The sequence below is a fragment of the Achromobacter sp. JD-1 genome, from assembly GCF_038594925.1.
Lineage (GTDB): Bacteria > Pseudomonadota > Gammaproteobacteria > Burkholderiales > Burkholderiaceae_B > Achromobacter > Achromobacter spanius_C.
In genome coordinates this window covers 106,498-118,455 of sequence record NZ_JBCGCS010000020.1, presented here as the reverse complement: position 1 = coordinate 118,455, position 11,958 = coordinate 106,498, and the positions used below count along the sequence as shown (strand labels likewise).

Sequence of the window (11,958 nt, the reverse complement as noted above, 5' to 3'; positions counted from 1 at the left end):
TTCAGCGCAAAACCACGCATCGCCAAGTTGGCGCGTTCGCTTGGGTTGCCGGTCCACCACTTCTCGATCAGATCCGCTGTGCTCTGGCATCCATCCGCGCCCAGCACGCACAAGCCGGTCTGGCCCGCGAAGCGCCAGCCGCTGGCGAGATCCCTGTCATCGTAGAAGTCCAGCGCGGTCAGCAGTTGCTTGCTGGCGAGCCACAGTTCGTGATTCTTGGCGCGCTTGGCGCCGACGGCTTCAGCGGTCGCCGACACGGCGTCGAAGGTCTTCAACTCCACATCCATGTCCGCCACGCGCACCGCCTGCCCAGGTTTGGCGGGAGACAGGTATTTGCTGTCGAATCGACGCCGGTACTCACCGCTATCCAGCTTCGCCTGCATCTTGGCGCGCAGGGTGTCTTCGAACTGAGTGATGTACTGGTCTGCTTCGTTGTCCCAGCGCTTGCGCTCCTCGTCGTTCAAGATCCAGTTGCGGCCCGCCGCCATGCCCGGGTCATAGACCCGGGCGCGTTCTATATCGATGAAGTGCTGGGCTTCCAGCGCGGCCGAGCGGGATTCGAACTGCTGCTTGACGTCGGTAAACGCCTGCGCAACCAAGACCTTGCGCTGGTTCTCGATGCCTTTGTCGTCCTTCTTGTCCAAGTACCGCTGCACGGCTTCATAGGCGTCGTTGCGCCAGCTATTGAGTTGCTGGGTGATCCCGATGGCGTCATGCAGCACGATCCCAAAGCCACGAGCACGGCGCGCGCTTTCCTTCAGGTCCAGGGCGACAACGTTGCGCGCGTAGTGGTTTTCAGGATTGGAATACAACTGGCTTGCCAGAACTGGCACGGTGTCGGGCTGGTCTTGCGCGATGGCATCGGCGAGCGTGTTGTCGATGATGCTGGGATCGAGCACGTCGGTTGCCCGCGAGCACGACATCATCAATCTCCGGATATCGAACGTTTGCAGTTGATTGCGTAGCGGGCTGAAGCTGGATATCAAGTTCAGCATGCGTGTCGTCAAGGGATCGGGCGTGAACAGGGCGCGAAGTTCTTCGATGTCTTCGGGGGCTTTCAAGCAAAGGGTCCAGCCACCCGGGCCGCTCTCGGCCGAGCCGTGCAGGTCGTGCACGCTGGCTGGCCGTTCATAGAGCGGCTCGTGTTCGAAGCGCTGGGGGGCATAGGGAAATACACGCTTCAACAGCCCGCTGTCATAAGTGCGGTAGGCGCTTTCGCAGGACCAGTCGTTCCGGAATCGCTTCGTGAACAGGTAGAGATAACCCCTGCGCATCGTGCGTACGGCATAGCGCGCGTGCTCGCCTTGGAGTGGCGGTAACCCGGACGCAAGGTGAGGCGGCAGCGCTGGCGCCAAGGCTTCAAGCGCCGGGTCGGCGTCGGTCAGGACGGCGTAGCGCAAGGGCAGGATGGCGACTTCGCTCTTGCACGCGACGACCGCGCTGGGGCCGGCGTCGCAACGGGTTCTGTCGGCGATGCGCAGGATTTGCGGCACCAGGGACTCAAGGGTGGGCGTCGTCATCGGGAAGTCCTGTTGCGTGGCATGGGAATCGGAGTAGTGACGGCTAGCGGCGCTTCGCCAGCAACAGCCTGCTGTAGCGCGTGTTGCCATGCGCGGTCGGTTTGCAGGCTGGCCGCCGGCCGCGACAGTGCCGTGAATACGTAGGCAACCAGATCGTCGTGGCGGTTCAGCCCAATCTGATTCGCCGAGGCAAGATGCGACCGGATCTGCGCCAGTCGGACGCCACGACATTGCGTGGAGAAAACGTCTGGCGACACTTGTTCAAGCTCGTCCAACAGTCGGTGGGGAAGCGGGTCGCCCGCCAGGACGTTCCACAGCGTTTCTGTCAGCACCAGCGGGCTGGGTGACCGGCAGCGTGCGTTTGCACTGCCCGGAATGCGGTGCCATTGCGGGTGCTGGATATTGGCGCCGGCAAACCACCATGAAACGACCGGTGCGAAGACGCTGGCGACCCAGGCAGCATCGGCCGTACGGTACAAAACGGGTGTGATCAAGGGGTCGTAATAGCGCAGCAGGTAACGTTCGCCGTCATTGCCTAGCGCGAAACAGGCCTGGCTCAGATGGGTGGCCAGGTCGGCAGGGCAGAGAACGCTGGTGATCCAGGCCTGGACGATGTCGGTGTCGTAGGCGCCCGCGATCGACCGCAGGGCATCCCGCGACTTTGGACTGCTGTCGTCAGGCCCCACCAGCATTGCACCCAGCGGTCGCAAGGCCAGGAAATCGGGGTGCAGCAGCAGAGGATGCATCCGGCCGGGCATGTCGTGCTGGATCATGTCGCGCTGGGCATCCGATAACCGCGCCATATCGATCAGCACCATCAGGTACCGCGCTTGTCCGGCCGGCGCGGCGTGGATGTCTTCCTCCAACGCCCGTTGCAGTTGCTGCGGAATCATGGGCTTACCTTCATCAGGGCAGTGCGTTCTTTTGCGGCCTTGATCCAGCAACTCAGGCAAATGGGTTCGTCCAGGTTTGGCGTGCCGTCGATGTTCAGGGGCAGCCCGGCGCCGACACCCAGCTGACTGAGCGGCCCCTTGATGTTGATCGCCACGCCATCCAGCGTGATGCCGCCCTCGTCCAGGGTGATGGACCCGCCAGGGCTTTGCAGCACGATTCGCTCGCGGGTATGCAGGCGGTAGATGGGGGTTTTCCGCTCTATGGCCTGGCCGGCTTCAATGTGGTGATGGCCCTGCACCTGGTGCTCGACGTGGCCGCCCGTTTCTACCCAGTGATTGGCAAACGTCTTGTCGCGACGGTTGTTGCCGACCTCTTCCGTACGGTCCTTGCCAGTAATGATGGTGTGGTCGCGCACGATCTCCAGCAGGTCGTCCTGGCCGATGCGGTGGCGTCGGTCTTGGCCGATGTCTGCGCGTTCATCATTGCCCACGGTGTCTTCACGATCGTGGCCGATCACGATGGTTTCGTCGTTTTCTACTTTTTCACTGCGGTCATGCCCGACAAACGTGCTTTCGTCGTGATTGACGTGAATGTTCTGATCCTTCTGCGCGTGGATGTAGATTTCTTCCTGGTCGCGTTCGTCTTCAAAGCGCAGCTCGTTATAGCCCTGGCCCTTGTGGGTCTGGCTCTTGATGGTCATGCGTGTCTTGTGGCGCGGTAGTTCATAGGGCGGCAGTTGCAGCGCCATGTGCGTTCTGCCGGTGATGACCGGCTGGTCCGCGTCGCCGTCCAGATAGTTCACGATGACTTCCTGTCCAATCCGGGGTATTGCCATGTGGCCCCAAGTGGCGCCCGCCCAGTTCTGCGACACGCGTATCCAACAGGAGCTGTGCTCGTCATGCTTGCCCAGGCGGTCCCAGGGAAATTGCACCTTGACTCGTCCATAGCTGTCGCAATAGATTTCCTCGCCAGGGGGCCCGTCACCGTGGCGATCTGCGGCCCGTCGATCCTGGGTTTGGGTAAGGGCGCGGCTCGCCATTCGGCATGCTTGGACACAAGTTCCGCGGTGTAGCCGTAGCGCGTGCCGAGTTGGGCATCGGCGCCGTCCTCTTGCTGGCTGGTGTGCTGGACGCCTTGATGGCGCATGCGTATCGGGCGCCAGCCTTGGTTGAGGTCGCTGCGCGGATGGCCGACAAGTTCGAAGGACAGCCCAGGAATCAGGCGCGGGTCGTCGCCTTCGACGGTTGCAACGCGCGCGTCCCGCCGCAGGCCACGCAGTCGGTTTTCAGTAAAAGGTTTGCCCGCTTCGTCGCGCTTGTAGCGACCCGGGTAGTCGTAGCGTTCGTAGTGGGCGTGCTGATGTTGCAGGTCGCTGCCGTCGCGGCTGTGTTCCTGGGCGTATTGCGGGTGGGTGTAGGTGTAGTCGCGCTGGGTCTGCCGAGCGGTACGGACTTGCTCGGCATAGGAAAACCGCCGTAGCGCGGGTTCGGGTTGGTCGCCGCCGGGCGCGGGTTGATAACGCACGGCATCCCCGTCAATGCGGCCGTGTATGTGCAGGCGGTCGCTGTGCACCAGCCGGTGGCCTTTGGCGTGGTGATGAAAGGCGTAGAAAAATCCTTCTTCGCGGGCCAGGCGTTCAAGAAAGTGCAGGTCCGTGTCGCCCGCCTGTACGCAATATTCACGCGCCAGGTGCTCGTGCGTAATCGTCTGCTCGTAGTCGAGGATGCCGTGCTCTTTCAGCACGAGTTGCAGAATCTCGGGCACGGACAACTGCTGAAAGATCCGCCAATCGGAACACAGGCCTGCGCGGGCCAGCAGCGGTTCAACGGTGGCGCGATAGCGCGTGCGGCGAAAGCCGGTCGTGCCTTGCTCGAAGCGGGACACCACGCCGTGCACATAGCGCACCGGGGTGTCGCCGCGCCAAATGGTCAGCAGCGCGGGTTGATCCAGGATCCGGGCAAAGTCGATCGACGCATCATCGCTGGCCAGTTCCAGGTCCAGGCGAAACGGTTCGGAAAGCGCCTCATCAAGTGTGAACTGGACAAGCTCGAAATCCAAGCCGCCGACAACGCCGAAACTAAAACGCAGGTCGCATTGATGAGTCACGATAGCTCCCCGGAACGTGAGATGCCGACATGGTCGGCCACATCGCCGGAGTAGAGCTATAGGATGATTATGAAATGTAGACGGTGGTGTCTTCAGGCATCATTAATGGAAATGCCCTTCGTTTATCCAAGGAGTACCTCACATGCGAGTCGTCAAGTTCGGTAGCGGCCTGGCTTTACGCCTGCCCGACAACGTGGTCGATACGTTGAACCTGAAAGAGGGCGATGATGTTGAAATCCACGTCAAGGATGATCGCCGTTTCGAAGTGCGCAAGACCGTCGAAGAGGAAGAGGTGCTGATCAGGTTGCGTAAATTCCGTGGGAAGCTACCCGCGGATTTCATCTTCAATCGCGACGAAGCGAACTGCCGCGGTTGGTAACGCGGATTTTTTCTTTCCAACCTTGCCTGATCTATGAAGCGCCGCGGAATTTCACGCCCGTAACCGCGTCTGCTCCGACGCCAGATAGGCGTCTCTTGAAGGCAGCAAATGATCCCGGCAGATCGTCATCAGCGCGTCGCGGTCGCCTGCGCGCAGCGCCTGGATCATGGCCCAGTGTTCCTGCCTTGCACGTTCGCGGTAGGCCGGCGCAACCAGGGTGCCGAAGCGGATCGGATGGGTGCGGCGGGCGTATTCCTCGATAGCCTGGCCCAGCACGGCGTTGTCCAGCAGGCCGAAGAATTCGCGGTGAAAGCGTTGGTTGCTGCGGAACACGCGGCGCGCGTCGCCGTCGGCCACGGCAGCGTCGTGTTCGCGTTGCACGATGACCAAGGCCGCCAGTCGCGCTTCGGGCACGGGTAGCGGCATCTGGCTGGCGGCGTGCACTTCGAGCACTTCGCGCAGCGCGTACAACTCCATGACTTCGCGTGCCGAGAATGCCCGCACGACCGCGCCGACGTTGCGCTTTTTTTCCACCACGCCCAGCAATTCAAGCTCGGTCAGCACTTGCCGCACAGCATGGCGCTTCATGGAAAAGCGCGCCATCAGCTCGTCTTCGGTCAGGCGTTCGCGCGGGTGCAGCCGGCCGAAGACGATGTCTTCTTCCAGGGCTGCCACCGCGGATTGCGTGGCGTCGGGGGCCTCTGCTTGCAGGGCGTCGGGCGTGATGGCGTTCATGTGTGCGGGCGTTTGCTCAGTCGGCTTATGTTGGGTCTGCTTATGTCGAACCAGCCGCTTCGAAGCGGCCGCTTCGAATTGGCTGGCGTCGAGTCGATTTACTTCTTCGGCACGGTGTCATGCGTGACGCCAGCGCGCAGGAAATCAAAATCAACTCCCTGGTCAGCCTGCGTTACGGTTTGCAGGAACAGCTTGCGGTAGCCACGATCGGCGGTCGGTCGCGTGATCGGTTTCTCCGCCGCGCGGCGCGCCAGTTCGGCATCATCCACCAGTAGCGCAATTTCCCGGTTGGCGACCGACAGCCGGATGCGGTCGCCATTTTGCACGTAAGCCAGCGGGCCGCCAATCGCGGATTCAGGCGTAACGTGCAACACGATGGTGCCGGCCGCCGTGCCGCTCATGCGGCCGTCTGAAATGCGGACCATGTCTTTGACGCCCGCGCGCGCCAGCTTCTTGGGGATCGGCATGTAGCCGGCTTCCGGCATGCCGGGTGCACCGGTCGGGCCGATGCGCTTGAGCACCAGGATGTCGTCGGCGGTCACGTCGAGTGCGTCGTCGTCGATGCGGCGCGCCATGTCCTCGGCGTCCTCGAACACCACGGCGCGGCCTTCATGCTCCATCAGCTTGGGGTTGGCGGCCGACTGCTTGATGATGGCGCCGCCCGGTGCCAGGTTGCCGCGCAACACGGCCAGGCCGCCCACCGGATAGATGGGCTGCTTGGCCGTGCGGATCACGTCCTGTTTGAAGGGCGCGGGTGCGTCGTCCAGTTCCTGGCCCAGCGTGCGGCCGGATACGGTCATCACGTCCAGGTGCAGGTACGGGCGCAGTTCGCGCAGCAGCGCCAGCATGCCGCCCGCGTCGTGGAAGTCTTCCATGTAGTGCTGACCTGACGGCTTCAGGTCGACCAGCACGGGGGTTTCACGGCTGATGCGGTCCAGCCCGGCCAGGTCGATGTCGATACCCAGACGGCCGGCGATGGCGGTCAGGTGGACGATGCCGTTGGTGGAGCCTCCAATCGACAGCAGCACGCGCAGGGCGTTTTCAATGGACTTGCCGTTGATGATCTGATCGGGCGTCAGGCGCGATGCGGCCATGGCCACGGCGGTGGCGCCGGTGCGTTCGGCCACGCGCACACGGTCGGCGGTAACGGCTGGGGCCGACGCGCCGCCCGCCACCATCATGCCCAAGGCTTCGGTGATGCAGGCCATGGTGCTGGCCGTGCCCATCACCGAACAGGTGCCCACGCTGGCGACCAGTTGGTTGTTGACGTCGGCGATCTCGGGTGCGTCGATCTCGTCGGCACGGTAGCGGCCCCAGTAGCGGCGGCAGTCGGTGCAGGCGCCGACCCGTTCGCCACGATGCGAACCGGTCAGCATCGACCCCGTGACCAATTGAATGGCGGGCACGCCGGCGGATGCCGCGCCCATCAATTGCGCGGGCACGGTCTTGTCGCAACCGCCAATCAACACCACGGCATCCATGGGCTGCGCGCGGATCATTTCCTCGGTGTCCATGGACATCAGGTTGCGCAGGTACATGCTGGTGGGTTGCGAGAAGCTCTCGTGCACCGAGATGGTCGGGAAGTCCATGGGCAGGCCGCCCGCCAGCATGACGCCGCGCTTGACGGCTTCGATCAGTTGCGGCGCGTTGCCGTGGCAGGGGTTATAGCTGCTGCCCGTGTTGACGATGCCGATGATGGGGCGGGCCAGGGCGTCATCGGACAAGCCGGCGCCCTTGATGAACGCCTTGCGCAAGAACAGCGAAAAGCCCTTGTCGCCGTAGTTCGTGAGCCCGCGCGCCACGCCTTGCGCGGTGGCGCTGTCGCTATCAAAAGGGCCCATCGCGGGCTTGGCGCCCTTGCTCTCGTCCGTCATTTTCAGTCCCGATAATATTATTGATAATCCAGGCCGAAGATCATATCCAGCCTTTGAATACGTCGGCAAGCGGTTTCTGTGGACGCGAATATTGATCTAAATAAACGATCAGTCGATAGAAAAATTCTGATTCTTCAATCAAGTTCAGGCTCCTAAACTGGCGCGGTTGACGAGCCGGGCGTCCGTCCATTCCTATACTCATCCCGGCTGGAGAGAGACCTTATGTCAGACCTGCGTCTGCGGCCGCGCCGTGCCGTCCTGCTATCCCTGCTGGCCTTGTGTGCCGGTGTGTCCGCCCCGGCCCTGTCCGCCGATGCCTACCCGGACAAGCCCATCCGCCTGATCGTGCCGTACCCGCCCGGCGGCGCCACCGACGTGATCGGCCGCGTGCTGGCGCAGGAACTGACGGGCGCGCTGGGCCAGTCCGTGATCGTGGAAAACCGCGCGGGCGCGGCGGGCAACATCGGCGCCGACCAGGTCGCCAAGGCGCAGCCGGATGGCTACACCTTGCTGATGGGCGCGCTGACCAGCCATTCCATCAATGCCGCCTTGTACCGTGGCCGCGTCACGTACGACGTGCAAAAGAGCTTCTCGCCGGTGTCCATCGTGGGCACGGTGCCGCTGGTCTTCGTGGTGAACCCGTCGGTGCAGGCCAAGACTTTGTCTGAGTTCATTGCCCTGGCCAAGTCCAAGCCGGGCTACATCACCATGGCGTCGGCCGGCAACGGTTCGCCGCAGCATCTGGCGGGCGAAATGTTCAAGCGCGCCGCCGGCGTCGACATCCTGCACGTGCCCTACAAGGGCAGTGGCCCCGCCATGACCGACCTGATGGGCGGCCAGGTGTTGAGCATGATCGAAACCGTGCCGGCCGCGCAGGGCAACATCAAGGCGGGCAAGCTGCGCGCCTTGGCGGTGACGTCGCCCACGCGCGTGGACGCGCTGCCGGACGTGCCGACCGCGGCGGAAGCGGGCCTGAAGGATTTCGAGGTCAGCTCCATGTTCGGCATCGTCGCGCCCGCCAACACCCCGGCGCCCGTGATCGACCGCTTGAACGGCGAACTGAAGAAGATTCTGGCCAAGCCAGAGGTGAAGGCGTCGTTGTTGAACCAGGGCGCCATCGCCACCTGGACCTCACCGGCCGATGCGGGCAAGCGGGTGTCGGCGGAAGTTGCGCGCTGGACCAAGGTGATCGACGAAGCCGGGGTGAAGCCAGAGTAAGCCTCGCTGCTGCGATTCACGGCTGAACCATTTAAGCCACACGCTGAAGATTTCCGTACGGAGTCTTCGGCGATATTTTTTGTGCAAGGGTAAAAGGGGCGGCGCAACAAGACGTTCGTTTCAGGGGAACACGGCGCATCAAAGGGCTCGGCGAAGCCGGTGGGTGTTCTATCGATGCAAACTGCCGATGCAATAATTCGTAATACAGGGTTTGTTGCACTGCACATGGGTATTGACCCTGTCCTGCCTAGGCCGTAATGTTCTTTGCGGTCCAGCCTAGGACAGTGGGGGGATACCACGATGACAGAGAATCAAGACGAAAAGTCGATCCTGTACACGCACTTCGGTACGCACAGCCCTTATTGGAGACTGTCGGCCGATAGCGACGCCATACAGTTGGCCGCCATCAAGGGGGCGACCAACATCGCATTGGCGCTGCGGCCGGATCAGGCTGACACGGTTCGATCGCTGACGGGAATTACCTCCAGCGTGCGGATAGACATCTCGCTGTATGGCGACCTGCTGCGCTTGCACCTGGTGGGCCGCAAGATCAACCCGAACGAATGGGCCGGCACCGCGTCCGCCTATTCCGATACCGAATCCGTTGCCAAGGATCTGGTCGAAGGCCTGTCGTTTGCCGAGACCGTGGTGTCCGAGGCCAATTCGGTGATTGTCATCGTGGACCAGAACGGCCGCGTGCAGCGCTTCAACAAGCTCAGCGAGGAATACACGGGCAAGCGCGAACAAGACATCGTCGGGCGCAGCGTGTTTGAAATGTTCATGACGCGCGAAGAAGCCATCGCGTCCCGCCGCAACATCGCGGAATTCTACAAACGCGGGCAGTCGTATGAAGTCGAGCGCCTGATCAACACGGTCAAGGGCCCGCGGCTTTTCCTGTTTCGCAACAAGTTCGTCACCAGTGGCAGTGGTGAAAAGCGCGTCTACCTGATCTGCTCGGGCACCGACATCACTGAAGAACGCCAGGCGCAGGAACGGCTGCGCGTGTTGGCCAATACCGACATGCTGACCAACCTGCCGAACCGGCATGCCATCACGTCGCGCCTGAAGGCGGCGTTGACGGCGGGGCAGGATGGGCGCGGCGGTGTGCTGTTCCTGGATCTGGACAACTTCAAGCGCATCAACGACCACTATGGGCACGGCTTCGGCGACCGCCTGCTGAAAGCCGTGGCGGTGGCGATTTCAACCTGCCTGTCGCCAGGCCAGACGCTGGCCCGCCTGGGCGGCGACGAATTCATCGTGCTGCAGGAACAGGCGCAAGCCTGGGAACTGGAAGCCACTGCCGAACGCATCATCGAACGGCTGCGTGAACCCTTCCGCCAAGGCTTGATCGAGGTCTACACCAGTTGCTCGATCGGCATTGCCATGTACCCCGACCATGGCGCCGACCTGGACAGCGTGGTGCGCAGCGCCGACATCGCCATGTATGTGGCCAAGGAAGCAGGGCGCCATACCTACCGCGTGTTCCAGCCCGACATGGACCGCCGCAACGCCGACTACGTGTGGCTGGACACCAATCTGCGCAAGGCCTTGTCCGAGAATCACCTGATGCTGTATTACCAGCCCAAGCTGGTGGGCCGCACCGGCGAAGTCCACAGTGTCGAGGCGCTCTTGCGCTGGCGCTCGCCCGAGCGCGGCATGGTTTGCCCCGGCACTTTCATTCCTTATGCAGAAGAGTCCGGCCTGATCTCGCCGCTGGGCGTCTGGGTGATGCGCGAAGCCGCGCGCCAGGCGGCCGCCTGGAAGCGCGACGGCCTGAATATCCGCATCGCCATCAACATGTCGGCGCGGCAGTTGGACGACAAGGGCGTGGTCAGCGACTTCATGCGCGCCATCGGCGATGCGGGGCTTGAGCCTTGCATGCTGGATATCGAACTCACCGAAAGCTGCCTGATCGAAGACGAGGGCGCCGCCATCGACCTGATCAAGCAGTTCCGCCAATTGGGCGCGCGCGTGCACCTGGACGATTTCGGCACGGGTTATTCGTCGCTGTCGCAACTGGCGCGCATTCCGCTGGACGCCATCAAGCTGGACGCCAGCTTTGTGCGCGGCGTGAACGAGAACCCGGTGTCGCAGGCGCTGGCTCGCGCCATCGTCGCCGTGGCCCGCACCCTGGAATTGAAGGTGATCGCCGAAGGCGTGGAAACCGTTGAGGAAACCGCCTTCCTGGATACCTTGGGCGTGGACGCCAAGCAGGGCTATCTGTATGCCAAGCCCATGCCGGCCGCCGAATTCGCCACCTGGCTGGCTCAGCGGCGCCGGCTGCATCTGATCGCCTGATGCCGCCGGCGCCATGCGGGTGTGCGCCTAGTGCATGGTGGCTTCCTGCACGGCTTCGCTGCTGACGGCGCTGCGGCGGTTCTGCGCCAGCACCAGGCGCTCCATGTAGGCGCGGTCTTTCGGGTCGATCGAGAACGCGGCCTCGACCCAGTCCTCGGTGATGTCCATCAGTTCGGAACGCGACAGGTTCAGCACACGCTGACGCGCGCGCAACATGGCGCGCATGCCGTTGAGCTTGGGCCGCATCACATCGATGAAGGTGCGGGTGGCGCGGTAGGCCTCGCCCGGTTCGAACAGGGTGTCCACCAGCCCCTTGCCGTGGAACCATTCCGCCGTATGCGATTCGCCCGAGCTGATCAGTTCTTCAGCCAGCTTCATGCCCGACCGGCGCGCCACCAGCGAATAGCCGCCCATGCCCGGGAACAGGTTGAACGCCATTTCCGGAAAGCCCATGCGCGCATTGTTCTGCGCCAGCACGAAGTGGTGCGCCAGCGCGGCTTCAAAGCCGCCGCCCAGCGCCGTGCCTTCGATCATGGCCAACGAGATCGCCCCGGTATCGAAGCCGCGCGACGCTGCATGCACGCAGTCCACGCAAGCGCGTGCGTAGGCCCGCAGCGCTTCACGCTTGCCGGTGCGGATGGCTTCGGCGAAGAAGTTCAAGTCGCCGCCCACGTTGTAGATCTGCGGCACCAGCGAGCCCGTGACCCAGAAGTCGATGGGCAAGCCTGAATCCTTGGCGGCGCGCGCCAAGGTCATGATTTCGTCAATGAGTTCGTGGTTAAAGCACGGCCGCGGTTGTGCACGCAGCATCATCCACATGACTCGGCGTCCCTCCTCATAAAAGGCCGAGATTTGCTTCATGTTGCCCGCGGCGGTGAAGGGGTGGCAGTCGGTATGAATGAGTTGATTCATTTGCTTTCGTCCAATCGATCAA

8 protein-coding genes and 1 pseudogene are annotated in these 11,958 nt (G+C 62.8%); 3 read left to right on the top strand and 6 right to left on the bottom strand.

Features of this window, described 5'->3' with window-relative positions; translation table 11 throughout:
• From WBR68_RS24950 to WBR68_RS24940, 3 genes and pseudogenes are all read right to left on the bottom strand, one after another.
• Positions 1–1,520 (bottom strand): T6SS effector BTH_I2691 family protein (locus tag WBR68_RS24950; protein WP_230695546.1); only part of this gene is annotated, 1,520 nt, incomplete at its 3' end.
• Positions 1,517–2,413, bottom strand: coding sequence for a DUF4123 domain-containing protein (locus tag WBR68_RS24945; protein ID WP_230695545.1), 897 nt, complete (start codon positions 2,411–2,413; stop codon positions 1,517–1,519). The genes WBR68_RS24945 and WBR68_RS24950, both read right to left, overlap by 4 nt.
• Positions 2,410–4,520: pseudogene (locus tag WBR68_RS24940) on the bottom strand (type VI secretion system Vgr family protein). Before WBR68_RS24940 ends, WBR68_RS24945 begins: the two are co-directional and overlap by 4 nt.
• 142 nt (positions 4,521–4,662) lie before the next feature.
• On the opposite strand from WBR68_RS24940, the gene WBR68_RS24935 reads away from it, so the two are divergent.
• Positions 4,663–4,899 (top strand): AbrB/MazE/SpoVT family DNA-binding domain-containing protein, encoded by a 237-nt coding sequence (locus tag WBR68_RS24935; protein WP_230695544.1) that lies wholly within the window; start codon positions 4,663–4,665, stop codon positions 4,897–4,899.
• A 51-nt stretch (positions 4,900–4,950) separates the two neighbouring features.
• On the opposite strand, the gene WBR68_RS24930 is transcribed toward WBR68_RS24935, so the two are convergent.
• Together WBR68_RS24930 and WBR68_RS24925 are read right to left on the bottom strand one after the other, a co-directional pair.
• Positions 4,951–5,634, bottom strand: coding sequence for a GntR family transcriptional regulator (locus WBR68_RS24930; RefSeq protein ID WP_230695543.1), 684 nt, complete (start codon positions 5,632–5,634; stop codon positions 4,951–4,953).
• A 98-nt stretch (positions 5,635–5,732) separates the two neighbouring features.
• Complete coding sequence (locus WBR68_RS24925) at positions 5,733–7,508, bottom strand: IlvD/Edd family dehydratase (RefSeq protein ID WP_230695542.1); 1,776 nt, start codon at positions 7,506–7,508, stop codon at positions 5,733–5,735.
• 222 nt (positions 7,509–7,730) lie between these two features.
• Here WBR68_RS24925 and WBR68_RS24920 point away from each other — a divergent pair, with 222 nt between their 5' ends.
• Both WBR68_RS24920 and pdeR read left to right on the top strand, forming a co-directional pair.
• Positions 7,731–8,726 (top strand): Bug family tripartite tricarboxylate transporter substrate binding protein, encoded by a 996-nt coding sequence (locus tag WBR68_RS24920; RefSeq protein ID WP_050447982.1) that lies wholly within the window; start codon positions 7,731–7,733, stop codon positions 8,724–8,726.
• A gap of 300 nt (positions 8,727–9,026) precedes the next feature.
• A complete protein-coding gene (gene pdeR / locus WBR68_RS24915; protein ID WP_050447981.1) occupies positions 9,027–11,024 on the top strand; it encodes a cyclic di-GMP phosphodiesterase in 1,998 nt (665 codons plus the stop codon).
• 27 nt (positions 11,025–11,051) lie between these two features.
• Here the strand turns inward: pdeR and WBR68_RS24910 are convergent, their stop codons facing one another.
• Positions 11,052–11,936 (bottom strand): crotonase/enoyl-CoA hydratase family protein, encoded by an 885-nt coding sequence (locus tag WBR68_RS24910; RefSeq protein WP_230695541.1) that lies wholly within the window; start codon positions 11,934–11,936, stop codon positions 11,052–11,054.
• Between the last annotated feature and the right edge of the window lie 22 nt (positions 11,937–11,958).